This is a genomic window from Schaalia turicensis ACS-279-V-Col4 (assembly GCF_000296505.1).
Lineage (GTDB): Bacteria > Actinomycetota > Actinomycetes > Actinomycetales > Actinomycetaceae > Pauljensenia > Pauljensenia turicensis_A.
This window is the reverse complement of record NZ_JH815210.1, coordinates 218,034-232,019: the sequence shown is the minus strand read 5'-3', so window position 1 is coordinate 232,019 and position 13,986 is coordinate 218,034. Positions and strand designations below refer to the sequence as shown.

Below are 13,986 nucleotides of genomic sequence, written 5' to 3'. Positions count from 1 at the left end.
GCCATAACATCTTTGACGATTATTGGTCTTGCTGCGACGATCTTTACACTCTTCTGCACTGTTTCATCTTCTATGTGGAAGCCTTTGCCTGGGAAGGGTCGCCCCCGCGCGTTCATTCTTCGGCGATAGCGCTGAAGAAACGCGAAAGTACGCGTTCTACGCCTACAACCAGGGCACGTTCCCCTTGATTGCGTGGCCGGCCTCGTGATTGGGTTGGCGATCTGAAAGGCGAAAATGTCCACATAACGAAGCGGACGCGTACGCTTACCCCCGTCTGTCATACGCTACGAGGCATGAGCCGAGAATGGATGCTCCTGCTTCTTTGCCGTGACGAGGCCTGAAAGGGTCGAAACCTCGCCACGGCTCAACGTGTTTCGACCCGACGCCCACCGATAACCGGGCGAATCAGGATAGCGAAGAAAGAAACACAATGAAGACGACTGGAAACGTCCCCACTCCTGCTGGCTCGCACATGCCGATTGCGAAGTACAAGCCGTTCCTCGACACGAACCCCGTTGTTCTGGACGACCGCAGGTGGCCCTCGAATCGGATTACTCACGCACCTCGCTGGATGTCGACGGACCTGCGCGACGGTAACCAGGCACTGATTGAGCCGATGGACCCGGTTCGTAAGCGCAAGATGTTCGACCTGTTGGTCAGTCGCGGATACAAGGAGATCGAAATCGGTTTCCCCGCAGCATCGCAGACTGACTTTGATTTCGTGCGATCCCTGATTGACGAAGATGCCGTGCCGGACGATGTGACGATTTCGGTTCTGACCCAGTCTCGCCCTGAAATCATCGAGCGCACCCTTGATGCCCTCGTCGGTTTCCCGCGCGCGACCGTCCACCTGTACAACGCGACGTCGCCACTGTTCCGCGAGCTCGTCTTCGGCAATGACAAGGCACAAACGATCGACTTGGCTGTCTTTGGTGCACGCGAAGTGGTGGCGCAGGCAGAAAAGCGTCTGGGCGATGAAACGATCTTCGGCTTCGAATACTCGCCCGAAATCTTCGTGGATACCGAACTCGACTTTGCTCTCGAAATCTGCGAATCCGTTATGGATATTTGGCAGCCCGAAGACGACCGCGAAATCATCTTGAACCTGCCAGCAACCGTTGAACGTGCAACGCCGAACGTTTATGCCGACCAGATCGAATACATGGCACGCAACCTCAGCCGTCGCGACAACATTGCGATCAGCGTGCACCCGCACAATGACCGTGGAACCGGCGTTGCTGCGGCTGAATTGGCATTGCTCGCCGGTGCAGACCGCGTGGAAGGTTGCTTGCTCGGCCAGGGTGAACGCACCGGTAACGTTGACCTGTTGACCCTGGGGCTCAACCTGTTCAGCCAAGGCATTGACCCGGGTGTTGACCTGACGAATATCGATGAGATCCGTCAGACCGTCGAATACTGCACGTCGATGGAAACGTCACCGCGTGCACCTTACGTGGGTGACCTCGTCTACACTTCTTTCTCCGGATCGCACCAGGATGCGATTAAGAAGGGCTTCGTCGCCCGCAAGAAGAAAGTTGGAGAAGCTGGCGGTGACGAAAATGCAGTGGTGTGGGAGTTGCCCTACTTGCCGATCGACCCGCACGATGTGGGTCGTTCCTACGAGGCCGTTGTCCGCGTGAACTCGCAGTCCGGCAAGGGTGGCGTCGCCTACCTCATGTCGACCACTCACAATCTGGAACTGCCACGTCGTCTGCAGATCGAGTTCTCTCGCATCGTTCAGCGACACACGGACTCCTACGGTGGCGAGATCGACGGCGATACCCTCTGGCAGATCTTCGCCGATGAATACCTGCCGAACTCGGCAGCGAAGAACCTCACCGCCTGGGGTCGCTTCGAACTCGGAGCTTCTCACGTGACGACTAACGCCGACGAGCAGGTTGATCTGAAGGTGACACTGACGGATCAGGGTGAGCCCGTCGAGGTCAAGGCACACGCCGGCGGTCCGATCGAAGCATTCGTCAAGGCACTCGGCCAGTTTGACGTGGATGTCCGCGTCCTCGACTATTCCGAACATGCGATGAGCCAGGGCGGTGACGCGAAGGCAGCGTCCTATGTTGAAGCCGCCGTCAACGACCAAATCCTCTGGGGTGTCGGTATCGATTCGTCGATTACGCGCGCAACCTATAAAGCAGTTATTTCTGCGGTGAACAGGGCTTTGCGCTGACATACAGGGGAGAAACGGGGCGGGTACGACCACTTCGTTCCCGCCCCGGCCATTTTCCAGTCGCCGTTTTCTCTCTGCAATTTCAGCCAGGGACTCGACAGTCGCCTCGTCCCCGCATTACATAACGCGCCATTAATGCACCGAAGTGGGACAATTTCACCGTGATGAGAACGTATCGAGACGAAGCGATCGTGCTTCGCACCCACAAACTGGGGGAGGCCGACAGGATCATCACACTGCTCACCGCGAATAACGGTCTGGTTCGCGCAGTCGGTAAGGGCATACGCAGAACAACGTCGAAGATGGGCGCGCGTCTTGAACCATTCGGCGTGATTGACGTGCAACTTCATCGCGGGAGGAACCTCGACATCATTACCCAAGCTGAAGTCATTACCCAGTACGGTGACGCGTTATCGAAAGATTTTGAGCTGTATGCCCGCGCATGTGTCATGATCGAGATCGCAGAGAAACTGACTGCTGATTCTGATGATGGAGTGCGCTCCCAACATCTTCTGCTGATCGGTGCTCTCTACGCTCTTGCACACGTGCGTCACGACCCCAATCTGGTGCTCGCATCGTATATTCTCCGCGCGCTTGCGATAGCCGGCTGGGCACCTTCGTTCTTCGATTGTGCCGTGTGCGGAGCCCAGGGGCCACACGCTGCTTTCTCCATTCAGGAAGGCGGTGCCGTCTGCGAAAACTGCCGACCCGTCGGAGCGTCAGCTCCCTCTTTCGAAGCAATGGAATTGATGGGGGACCTGCTGTCCGGAGAGTGGGGCCGAGCCGATAACTCGCCGGATTTCGCTCGCATTGAGGCATACGGGCTTGTCAACGCCTATGCTCAATGGCACGTTGAACATCGCATTCGTTCATTGCGGGTCCTTGAAAGGAACAGTTGATGGCACCTGAAGCGAATCTGACACCGATGGATCGAGCCGGTGGGGATCCCAGCGCGCCTCTGACCGGGCCGGGTCAGTGGCATCAGCCTGTTCCCGAATTTACTACTGGGGAAGTGCCCGCGCACGTTGCGCTGATCATGGATGGTAACGGCCGTTGGGCGAATTCACGAGGCCTCGCGCGCACCGAAGGACACCGCGCCGGTGAATATGCGCTGATGGATACGATCGCGGGTGCCATTGATGCGGGAGTCCGCTACCTGTCGGTGTACACGTTCTCCACGGAAAACTGGAAGCGGAGCCCAGCAGAGGTCCGTTTCATCATGAATTACGCGACCGACGTTCTTGCTCGCCGTACCGATCAACTGAATGACTGGGGAGTCCACGTGCGCTGGAGTGGGCGTGAACCCCGCCTATGGAAGTCCGTCGTGAAGGCCCTGTTGAAGGCAGACGAAGCCACGAAAGATAACTCCACACTGGACCTCATCATGTGCGTGAACTATGGCGGGCGTGCAGAGATCGCTGATGCTGCGCGAGATATCGCTAGGCAGGTCGCAGCGGGAAAGCTCCGCCCAGATGGCGTGACAGAAAAGTCATTTGCCCATCACCTGTATCTGCCCGATGTTCCTGACGTTGACCTGATGATTCGCACGTCGGGGGAGAAGCGCATCTCCAACTACCTGCTCTGGCAGATGGCGTACTCGGAAATGATGTTCATTGATACGCCGTGGCCTGCGTTCGATCGTGAAGTGCTGTGGGACTGTCTGCTCGAATACGCAGGGCGTGACCGCCGATTCGGGGGAGCGATTGATCAGGTGGGGTCGGCCTCGTAAAAACGAGTCAGTCGACGCGGACGGTAGCAGGCTCGCTGGAGGTGCGCTTGCGCCATGCAATGACTCCAATGGCAACAGCGGCGACGGCAAGGCCTCCCGTGCGACCCCACCAGGAGCCAGCAACTGTGCCAAGCAATGCCATCCAAATAGCCAGCAGCCCCATGCCGTACAGGATTGCCCATGCGATGCAACCAGGAATCATCGCTAGCGTGTATGTGCGCCACTTCATGGAGACTAAGCCGGCACCGGCGTTTACCGCAGTTTGGATACCAACGGTCAGGAAACACAGGGGAATGATGATCAACCCCCATGTGTCCAACAGCTTCGCACCGCGCTTCGGCGTAGGGCCGTTAAACCAGCGGGCAATCGAACCCCGCACACCATCTTTCCCGGCGCCAGCCAACGCGCCACGCGCGGCACCTCGACCCAACCAATAGGTTCCCTGGGCTCGGCAAAAAACGATCACGAAGAGGGCAATAAAAAGCGTCGAGCCGTGATCGGCCCACGAGGGAATCACTGAGCATCCTTAGACGACTGAGCGCCCGCAGGGCCCTCATCATCTGCCACGCCAGCCGAACACGTCTGGCATAGGCCAAACAACTCAACGGAATGCTCGACAGCCGTAAAACCGTGCGCGGACGCATTATCGCGAATCCACTTCTCGGTCATATCCAGTTCGATCTCTTCAGTATGCCCGCAGGTGCGACAGACCAAATGATGGTGGTGCGTTGATGAATGGCATACGCGGAACAAGGATTCTCCATCGGCGCTACGCAACACGTCCACATCGCGGCCGTCGGCAAGAGCCTGCAGGTTCCTGTAGACGGTCGCAAGACCGACCTTGAGTCCCTGCTTGTGCAGGTCTTCGAAAATCTGCTGGGCGCTACGGAAATCAGGTACCCGAGTCAGCTCGGCAAAAACCGCCTGACGTTGCTTGGTCATGCGTTGCATTTTCGGACCTCCAGTTTTGCGTCGAGTCAATCGGGTGGATGGGTGGCTCAGGGGCACAGCCTGAGCATATCGGTTCGGTTCGTTTCTGTCCGACCGTGATAGTGGCACTGTGTCTGATCACAGCCGGGTACGGGAGCGATTCTGTTGTGTTGAGTGGGTGTCTTGGTGTTCGGGGTGAGCGACGTGGGCGCGCACATTCGCCATTTTTGACGCACGCTGGTGCCTGTCGACCAGTCCCTTGATGATGAATCCGATCGCGTACAGGGCAATCGCGAATACGACGATGGATGCGCCCGGGGACAGATCGATGAAGTATGTGAAAGACAGTCCCGTGATGCAGATGATTGCGCCGAAAACCATGGCCCATGCCATCGTTGATCGAAATGACTGTGCCATCAGTTGTGAGATGGCAACGGGAATGATCATGAGTGCGGACACCAGTAGCGATCCCACAACGCGCATCGCAACAGCTACGGTCAGGGCAGACAGGATGGCAATAATCATCGACAGTGTCTTCGTGGGTAGTCCGGTTGAACGCGCGAAATCTTCATCGTTCGTCACTGAGAAAAGAGCTGGTGCAATACCGACTCCCACTGCCAAGATGAGGATTCCGAGGACTGAAATCAGCGTGATATCAGTCCATGTCACGGTTGCAATCGAGCCGAAGAGGTAAGAATTCAGCTGGGCTGAAGTGCCACCGGCAAGACCGATAAGAAGGACACCGCCGGCAATGCCACCATAGAACAGCATCGCGAGCGCCACGTCAGCAGACGTGCGCCCAGACTGGCGGACTAATTCGATCGTGATAGCTCCCACAAGCGAAATAATCATCGCCCCTGGGATCGCCCACGAATCTTGTGGGTTCGCGTTCGCCATTGTGCCGGCAAGCCAGCCGAGCGCTACGCCGGTCAGCGAAATATGCCCGATTCCGTCACCGAGCATTGCCAGTCGGCGATGCACTAAGTAGGTGCCGACAACGGGTGCTGACAAGCCGACGATGAGAGCGGCAAGAAGTGAGCGTTGCATGAGGGACGAGGTCAGCAGTGAGGTGAGTCCGTCGATAATTGTCGCGATCATCATGCCTGCCAAATATCGTCGACGAGGCCTGGCCCGGCCTGCGGATGTGGATGCCCGTGATGATGGCCGCCACCATCGGAATGCTGTTCATGGTCGTCACTGATGTGAGGTGGCCCGTCGTAGGTGACGTGTCCCCCACCGATGTGGAGTTCCCTATCGAGAAGCGGACCGAGTTCGCCGAGCTCGTGGAGTACGACAAGAATCGTTGTTCCCTCAGCTTTTGCTTCGCTAACGATTCGCGCGAGGCGCTCTCGAGATGTCCGGTCGATGCCGGCCATGGGTTCGTCCATGATCAGCAAATCGGGATTGCGGACGAGTGCTCGAGCGATGAGGACTCGCTGTTGCTGTCCACCCGAAAGAATCGACATCGAGTCTTTGGCGCGGTGTGCCAACCCGACTCTCTTCAGCGCAGCCATTGCCTTCTTTGTATTTCCGGGAAGGCTCCACCACTTCTTTGAGCCAAGAAGACCTGACTTCACAACTTCCAGAGCACTGGACGTGACTGCACCACCAACGCTGATGCGCTGAGGGACATAGCCGATTCGATCCCAGTTGACCGCGCGACGCTGAGTGTTATCAACACCGAAGATGTGAATCGATCCGCGGGTAATCGGAGCGGTACCAAGAATGGCGTGGAGAGTCGTGGACTTTCCTGATCCATTCGCACCCGTCAGGGCAACAGTTTGCCCAGGGTGAACATCGAACTCGATCCCGTGGAGAACGAGGTGAGAATCCCACGCAACGTGGACATTATCCAGTGAAATGACGGGAGCGGATATCCCCACCTCAGGGACATCCGCTTCCGAGTTTTTGGTGTTGCTCACTTGCAGGACAGAGCCGTCTGAAGAGCTGTGATGTTGTCACGCATGACCGCTGCGTAGTCCTTGGATGAATCAACCTGGCTTTCGATCGGATCGAGAACCGCGGTCTGGATTCCAAGATCGTCAGCAAGAGTCTGCTCAACCTTTGGGTCGATGAGAGCTTCAGTGAAGATCGTCGTGATACCTTCCGACTTCACGAGCTTGGAGATTTCTTCCAGGCGCGCCGGCGAGGGCGAGGATTCGGGATCCAGACCCGAGATGCCCACCTGGGTCAGGCCAGTGCGGTCTGCAAGGTAGCCGAATGCGGTGTGAGCAGTGACGAAGGTCTGGTGCTTGCAGGTTGCTGTTGCGTCAACGAGTTCGGTCGACAGATCTTTCATGTTCTTGGTGAGTGTCGCAGCATTGGATGTGTAGGTCTGAGCATTCTGAGGATCAGCCTTGGCCAGAGCCTGACCGATAGCCGTTGCTGCCTGGCCCATGCGTTCCGGATCCAGCCAGAAGTGAGGGTCAGTCGTCATGTCGTGGTGGTGATGGTGCTCAGCTTCTTCACCGGACTCAGCGGTTTCGCTCGAGGCCATGTGATGGCCGTCGTCATGATCTGCTTCATGATCGTGCGAATCAGACTCGGTAGCGTCGCCTTCTTCTTCCGCTTCAGCCGGGTGATTGCCGTCTTCTGCAACATCAACAAGCTGAACAGCCTTAGCGACGTCGATAACCGTTTCCGGGCCGTTGTGCTCAACAGCTTCGTCCACTGCGGACTGGAAGCCCCCTAGATAAACGACAGCATCGGCCTTGCCAAGCTGGTCGACGGTGGCGGGAGAAAGCTCAAGATCGTGCGGTTCGGCACCGTCGGGGGTTAACGAGGTGACCTTAATAAGGTCGCCACCGATTTCTTCGGTCAGATACTTCAGTGGGTAGAAGGACGCCATCACATTCAGAGGTGATGATGAACCAGATGCGGAGGTATCTGACGCCGACTGGGTGGTCGTCGTGCCCGAGCATGCGGCCAAAGCGAAAGAGCCAGCGAGCGCGCTAGCGATAACAACAGAACGAGACAGCTTCATGTTTCAAGTTTCACCCTTAATGGTAATCATTGCCAATAGTGGGAAGGGGGGTGTGCGTCACACTGAGCCTGTCAACGAAGCCGTCGCTAAGTTCGATAGACTCCCACTATCGCAGGCTGCGCCAGCCAGGTGTGGCCGCCAAAACAAGGAGCACAAAGTGGCAGCGCCTTCTCGTCTTGATTCCGTTATCTCCCTAGCCAAGCGTCGCGGATTCGTCTTCCCATGTGGCGATATTTACGGTGGTACTCGCTCAGCGTGGGATTATGGTCCGCTCGGCGTTGAACTGAAGGAAAACATCAAGAAGCAGTGGTGGCAGTACATGGTTCGCTCCCGCGAAGACGTCGTGGGTCTGGACTCCTCCGTCATCCTTCCTCGTCAGACTTGGGTTGCTTCCGGTCACGTCAAGGCATTCACCGATCCGCTCGTTGAGTGCACCTCCTGCCACAAGCGCCTCCGTGCAGATAATCTGCAGGAAGCTCACGCTGCTAAGCACGGCATCGACAACCCGGATGACGTCCCTCTCGGAGACGTCGCATGCCCCAACTGTGGCACCCGCGGTCAGTTCACCGAGCCTCGCGCATTCTCTGGCCTGCTCAAGACCTATCTCGGCCCGGTCGACGACGAGTCCGGTCTGCACTACCTGCGCCCCGAAACCGCTCAGGGTATCTTCATCAACTACGGAAACGTTGCGGCAGCCTCGCGCAAGAAGCCGCCGTTCGGCATCGGCCAGATCGGCAAGTCCTTCCGTAACGAAATCACCCCCGGTAACTTCATCTTCCGTACCCGCGAATTTGAGCAGATGGAACTCGAGTTCTTCTGCGCACCGGGCACCGACGAAGAATGGCACCAGTACTGGATCGACTACCGTCGCGACTGGTATACCGACCTTGGCATCAACCCCGACAACCTGCGCTTCTACGAGCACCCAAAGGAAAAGCTCTCGCACTACTCCAAGCGCACCGTCGACATCGAATACCGCTTCGGATTCCAGGGCTCCGAATGGGGTGAACTCGAAGGCATCGCAAACCGTACCGACTACGACCTGGGTGTCCACTCCGAAGCCTCCGGCTCGAAGCTCGACTACTTCGACCAGACCACCGGCGAACGTTGGACTCCCTACGTCATCGAGCCGTCCGCTGGTCTGACCCGCTCGCTCATGGCATTCCTCATCGAGGCCTACCACGAGGACGAAGCCCCCAACACCAAGGGCGGCGTCGACAAGCGCACCGTTCTGCGCCTCGACTCGCGTCTTGCCCCCGTGAAGGCAGCTGTCCTGCCACTATCGCGTAAGCCCGAGCTCACCGGCCCGGCACGTGAACTTGCAGCAGACCTCCGCTCCATCTGGAATGTCGAATACGACGATGCGGGCGCCGTTGGCCGTCGCTACCGTCGCCAGGACGAAATCGGCACCCCGTACTGCATCACCTACGACTTCGACTCGATTGAAGACAAGGCAGTGACCGTCCGCGACCGCGACTCGATGGTTCAGGAACGTATTCCGCTTGAGAACGTCAAGAAGCTCCTCATCGAAAAGCTCGGAGCTTGCTGATTTGATTCCATCCGAATCAACGCTTGGCCCGACCTTAGCTCTTGAGGTCGGGCCACTGCGCGTATGGTCGCCCATCGTTCTTGCCCCGATGGCGGGAGTAACCGATGTGCCATTTCGGCGTTTATGTCGACAGATGGGCGAAGAAGGACTGCCGGATTGGTTGAATCCTTCCAGCTCGAACGCTCAGGTCACTCCAGAAAAAGGCGTGGACGCACTCGCCGGCCTATACGTCTGCGAAATGGTAACGTCGCGCGCCCTCGTTGAAGGTAATGTGCGCACATTGGAAATGGTGCGCCCAGACCCCGCCGAACGCGTGCGCTCCATCCAGCTCTACGGCGTCGATCCAGCAACGATGGCTCAGGCTACATCGATCCTTATTGACCGCGACCTGGTGGATCACATTGACCTGAACTTTGGGTGCCCGGTTCCGAAAGTGACGAAGAAGGGTGGGGGAGCTGCCCTTCCGTGGAAGCGCGACCTGTTCGACGATCTTGTACACGCGGTTGTTGGTGCTGCGGACAGGGCCGGAGCAGCAGCTGGTCGCGATATTCCCGTCACAGTGAAAATGCGCGTTGGTATCGACGACGATCACATTACGTTCCTCGACGCTGCGAAAGTGGCTGAAAATCGCGGTGTCGCAGCGGTTGCCCTCCACGCGCGCACGCAAACCCAGCACTACGCGGGTCACGCTGACTGGACGCAGATCAAGCGTTTGAAAGACGCGATGCGTATTCCTGTCTTCGGCAACGGCGATATTTTCTCCGGCGCAGATGCGCAGCGAATGATGGATGAAACCGGTTGCGATGCAGTTGTCGTTGGTCGAGGATGCCAGGGGCGCCCCTGGCTGTTTACCGACCTGACTTCGACACTGATGGGTGGTCCTGCCTTTAGCGACCCGAGTCTTTCCGATATCGCGGACATCATCGAAAAGCACGCCGCATGGGTCATTGAAGACCAGGGCGATGAACTGCGGGCCCTCCGCGAAATGCGCAAGCACGTCGGCTGGTATCTGCGAGGCTTCGCGATCGGCGGGCCGACTCGTCACGCGCTCTCAATGGTGTCGACCCTCGAAGAACTCCACGATCTTCTCCACATGCTGGACCTCGATCAGGAGTATCCGCAGGCGGCGCTGGGAGCTCGCGGTCGCGCCGGCGGTGAAAAGACGCCACGCCTACCCGATGGGTGGTTGGACTCTCCCTATCTGAGCGATGCTGAACGCCAGACCCTTCATCTTGCTGAATCCGATGTCAGTGGAGGCTGATATGTCGAATCCCTGCGATGATTGCATCCCAACTGAAGTGACGATTGGTCATGCGTCGACTCCGCGAGGAATGCTCAACATCGGAGGGGGCGCTCCAACGGCCGTCATCTCTTCGCTGATGAGCGCCTCACTGGAATCGCTAACAAGCGAGATCACGGATGTCGCCGGCGCTCAGCCCGACCTGATTGAATGGCGCGTTGACCCACTCCTTGCCTCGGTGCAAGCGAGCGAGCGTGAAGGCCTATTACGCACTGGACTCAAGCTCGTGACGGATCAGAGCCCGCTTCCTCTGTTGGCAACAATTCGCACAGTCGCCGAAGGGGGCCTCGTTGATCTTTCTGACGGTCAATACACGGACTTTCTTGCCATCCTGGCCACCTTCGCCGACGCGATCGACCTTGAAATTTGTCACCCGGGTGCAATCGACATAGTTGAAGAGATTCACGAGGCCGGTAGCATCGCCGTGGCGTCGCACCATGATTTCACCCGAACGCCCCTCACCGTTGACATTGATCGAGTATTCGCATCGATGGCAAAAGCTGGCGCCGACGTGCTCAAAATTGCCTATATGACTCATCGGCCCGAGGACGCACTGAGGATCATGGACGCGCAACTAAGAGCGTCACGAACCTATGCCCTTCCTGTTATCGGCATTGGAATGGGTGAATTCGGTGCGATCACCAGGATCTGCGGTCACACATTCGCCAGCGCGGCAACATTCGCTTCAGCGTCGTCCTCTAGCGCCCCAGGTCAGCTCAGCGTTGAAGAAACCCGGCGTGGCCTCGTCACCCTTCAACGCTGAAAGGCGCGCACGAAAGCGGAAATCGAAACGGTGGTCGTGGATCCGTCAGCCAGAGAACTCGGCGGTCGGTGCCGGCTGGATGCGGGCGACACTTACCCACGCGCACGACCTGGGAGCGACCACACCATGGCTACTCTGGGAACTCGCCACAAGGATCTGGGAACCGGACGGAAGAGCGAGAGGCTGATCGGCGGTGTTCACAACGATCATCACGTCGGAGTTCAGATAGACAAGAGTGTCGGGGCGCGCCCACTCCAACCCGTGCAGTACGCCCAGCGCGTGCGTTCCCAGCTTGCGTTCGGATCGCAGGGCAAGCGCCGTTCGAATGTACGAGGTCGCACTGACCTGCTCGACCACGTTTTCTTCACGAAGGCGACCGTGGAACACACCCGGCAGACCAAGCGCAAGTAGCGTTAACGCACGATCCGCATCCGACTGGCGATCGGCGGGCAGACAATCAACGTTCCATGGAGCAACCGCACCAATACGATCGCGGATAGACAGCGAATCTGAAACAACCAACTCAAGGCTTGGAGCGTCAAAAGAAGCAGTTCGTAGCGCATCATCGTACAGATGATGGAACCACTCGTCTTCAAGGTGAGACATAATGGCGGGAGTGTCAAAGCCAGACAGGCGTGCCGTCACAATCGGCTGAGAATCAAATGTTGCACACTCTGCTTCAACCTGGCGGACAAGAGCAGTGAAACGCTCTCGCGCAAGCGCCCTGCGGATCGGGGAGTCTTCATACTCTTCGGCGCACACGCCCAAATCAACACCATCCGCGCCAGCGTTGAGGGCACCGCGCGTCCTCAGAAGGAGCGTCGTGACGCGGTTTTCCATATCCGCTCCGCGCGCCCCCAAAGACACGAATGTTTCATTCGGGATACGCACAATCACACGCTGGCGGCGCGCTTTCAACTGATGAATAAACTCTGGCAACGGCGACTTCGGATGAACCAGCAGAATCGGGTCATCAAGAGTGACAAGAACGGTATCAAAACCGGCATTGTGTAAGGTCAGTGCATCAGTGGAAATCTGAGCAGCGTTATCCGCAGACAGAGAAGTAGGGATCGTCGCGAGCGCACAGGAATGCCACCAGGGACTAGGACCGCGCCTGGATCGGTGAACGAGCAGGGTGCGGACGGCGTGTGGGCGAGGCTCGTGGTGTTTCACCCTTTCATCGTGTCACAGATGTGGATAACTCGTCTGCCCATTCCCAAGGGATAGGCTTATATGGTGAATGAAAGCCCTGAAATGACTCGGAGTGCCATGGTGCTCGTGCCCGTGTATTCGTCCCAGGATCAGTCACGTATGTGGCCTGAACCTTCGAAGTCAGCGATGCGGACAGCGTTCGAACGCGACAGGGCTCGAATTGTGCACTCGTCGGGTTTGCGTCGTCTGGGTGAGAAGACTCAGGTGTTAGGCCCGGCCACTGACGACTTTGTTCGTACGCGTCTGACGCACTCTCTTGAGGTTGCGCAGGTTGGTCGTGAACTGGGTAAAGAATTGGGCGCGAATCCTGACGTGGTGGATGCAGCGTGCCTGAGCCACGATCTTGGACACCCGCCGTTTGGGCACAATGGCGAGAGGGTTTTGGATGAGCTTGCCGGCGATTGCGGTGGTTTTGAAGGAAACGCGCAGACTCTGCGTCTAGTGAGCCGACTTGAGCCGAAAGTGCTGACCGATGATGGGCATCCGGCGGGGTTGAATCTGACGAAGGCGACACTGGATGCGATCTGTAAATACCCGTGGGCGAAAGGCCAGGGGCCGGATCCGATGAAGTCAGCAAAGAAGTTCTCCGTCTATTCAGATGATGCTCACGTTTTCGAGTGGATGCGTCAGGGAGCACCCGTTGGTCGACGTTGCTTGGAAGCACAGATCATGGATCTCTCAGACGACATTGCCTACTCCGTGCATGACGTTGAAGATGCCATCGCAACGGGTAAATGCGACGTTGCATCCCTCAGCGATGAATCGACACTGAATGAGATTATTGACTCGACGATCAACTGGTACGGGACAGGTGTTGCCCGCACCGATTTGGAACTGGCGATTGAACGTCTGCTTCGTATGCCCGAATGGCCACGATCCTTTGATGGTTCCTATCGTGCGCTCGCGGAATTGAAAGATTTCACATCCGAACTGATCGGACGTTTCTGTGCCTCTACGGTCAGCGCGACTCGTGTTGAGTTTGGTGCCGGTCCGTTGGGACGATACCGTGCGGATCTGGTTGTTCCTCCCGAGGCTCGTGCAGAGATCCAGATCCTGAAGGGGCTGGCTGTTCACTTCGTGATGAGCCCGCGTGAGAACGAGCCGGTGTATTACCAGCAGCGCACGCTTTTGGCGGACTTGGTGGATGCTCTTTTCGAAGCTGGACCGTCGGCTTTGGAGCCTCTTTTTGCTGAAAACTGGCGTCAAACGAACGATGATAATGAGCGTTTGCGCGTGGTGATTGACCAGGTCGCGTCGCTGACGGATGCGTCCGCATCACGCTGGCACGCCCAGTGGTGTGGCATGCTTTCAACCCAATTGTGAGCGTGCGCTAAA

Annotated in this window: 13 protein-coding genes; 7 read left to right on the top strand and 6 right to left on the bottom strand. The window is 57.6% G+C overall.

The window, feature by feature from the left end:
* Positions 1–430: 430 nt before the first annotated feature.
* The 3 genes from leuA to HMPREF9241_RS07790 all read left to right on the top strand — a co-directional run bounded on the left by leuA (position 431) and on the right by HMPREF9241_RS07790 (position 3,914).
* Positions 431–2,185, top strand: coding sequence for a 2-isopropylmalate synthase (gene leuA / locus HMPREF9241_RS07800; protein ID WP_006681747.1), 1,755 nt, complete (start codon positions 431–433; stop codon positions 2,183–2,185).
* A gap of 164 nt (positions 2,186–2,349) precedes the next feature.
* Entirely contained in the window at positions 2,350–3,084 is a 735-nt protein-coding gene (gene recO, locus HMPREF9241_RS07795; protein WP_040318689.1) for a DNA repair protein RecO, read from the top strand.
* On the top strand, positions 3,084–3,914 hold the full coding sequence (locus HMPREF9241_RS07790) for an isoprenyl transferase (RefSeq protein ID WP_006681745.1): 831 nt from the start codon (positions 3,084–3,086) through the stop codon (positions 3,912–3,914). The genes recO and HMPREF9241_RS07790 overlap by 1 nt, the downstream gene beginning before the upstream one ends.
* Positions 3,915–3,921: 7 nt before the next feature.
* On the opposite strand, the gene HMPREF9241_RS07785 is transcribed toward HMPREF9241_RS07790, so the two are convergent.
* The 5 genes from HMPREF9241_RS07785 to HMPREF9241_RS07765 all read right to left on the bottom strand — a co-directional run bounded on the left by HMPREF9241_RS07785 (position 3,922) and on the right by HMPREF9241_RS07765 (position 7,827).
* Positions 3,922–4,431 (bottom strand): SNARE-associated domain-containing protein, encoded by a 510-nt coding sequence (locus HMPREF9241_RS07785; protein ID WP_006681744.1) that lies wholly within the window; start codon positions 4,429–4,431, stop codon positions 3,922–3,924.
* Positions 4,428–4,865 carry a Fur family transcriptional regulator gene (locus HMPREF9241_RS07780; RefSeq protein WP_006681743.1) on the bottom strand — a complete coding sequence of 146 codons (438 nt, stop codon included), beginning with the start codon at positions 4,863–4,865 and terminating at the stop codon, positions 4,428–4,430. Before HMPREF9241_RS07780 ends, HMPREF9241_RS07785 begins: the two co-directional genes overlap by 4 nt.
* A gap of 117 nt (positions 4,866–4,982) precedes the next feature.
* Entirely contained in the window at positions 4,983–5,945 is a 963-nt protein-coding gene (locus tag HMPREF9241_RS07775; RefSeq protein WP_006681742.1) for a metal ABC transporter permease, read from the bottom strand.
* Complete coding sequence (locus tag HMPREF9241_RS07770) at positions 5,942–6,766, bottom strand: metal ABC transporter ATP-binding protein (protein ID WP_006681741.1); 825 nt, start codon at positions 6,764–6,766, stop codon at positions 5,942–5,944. The genes HMPREF9241_RS07775 and HMPREF9241_RS07770 overlap by 4 nt, the downstream gene beginning before the upstream one ends.
* The gene (locus HMPREF9241_RS07765) at positions 6,763–7,827 is read right to left on the bottom strand and encodes a metal ABC transporter substrate-binding protein (RefSeq protein WP_006681740.1); all 1,065 of its coding nucleotides are present in this window, start codon (positions 7,825–7,827) and stop codon (positions 6,763–6,765) included. The genes HMPREF9241_RS07770 and HMPREF9241_RS07765 overlap by 4 nt, the downstream gene beginning before the upstream one ends.
* Before the next feature lie 157 nt (positions 7,828–7,984).
* Here HMPREF9241_RS07765 and HMPREF9241_RS07760 point away from each other — a divergent pair, with 157 nt between their 5' ends.
* The 3 genes from HMPREF9241_RS07760 (at position 7,985) to aroD (ending at position 11,439) form a co-directional block, all read left to right on the top strand.
* Complete coding sequence (locus HMPREF9241_RS07760) at positions 7,985–9,376, top strand: glycine--tRNA ligase (protein WP_006681739.1); 1,392 nt, start codon at positions 7,985–7,987, stop codon at positions 9,374–9,376.
* 88 nt (positions 9,377–9,464) lie between these two features.
* Entirely contained in the window at positions 9,465–10,637 is a 1,173-nt protein-coding gene (gene dusB / locus HMPREF9241_RS07755) for a tRNA dihydrouridine synthase DusB (protein WP_040318728.1), read from the top strand.
* Position 10,638: 1 nt separating this feature from the next.
* Positions 10,639–11,439 carry a type I 3-dehydroquinate dehydratase gene (aroD, locus tag HMPREF9241_RS07750; RefSeq protein ID WP_006681737.1) on the top strand — a complete coding sequence of 267 codons (801 nt, stop codon included), beginning with the start codon at positions 10,639–10,641 and terminating at the stop codon, positions 11,437–11,439.
* Positions 11,440–11,484: 45 nt separating this feature from the next.
* Here aroD and HMPREF9241_RS07745 read toward each other — a convergent pair whose 3' ends face one another.
* Positions 11,485–12,612, bottom strand: coding sequence for a hypothetical protein (locus tag HMPREF9241_RS07745; RefSeq protein ID WP_006681736.1), 1,128 nt, complete (start codon positions 12,610–12,612; stop codon positions 11,485–11,487).
* A 96-nt stretch (positions 12,613–12,708) separates the two neighbouring features.
* Here HMPREF9241_RS07745 and HMPREF9241_RS07740 point away from each other — a divergent pair, with 96 nt between their 5' ends.
* The gene (locus HMPREF9241_RS07740; protein WP_006681735.1) at positions 12,709–13,974 is read left to right on the top strand and encodes a deoxyguanosinetriphosphate triphosphohydrolase; all 1,266 of its coding nucleotides are present in this window, start codon (positions 12,709–12,711) and stop codon (positions 13,972–13,974) included.
* Positions 13,975–13,986 lie beyond the last annotated feature (12 nt).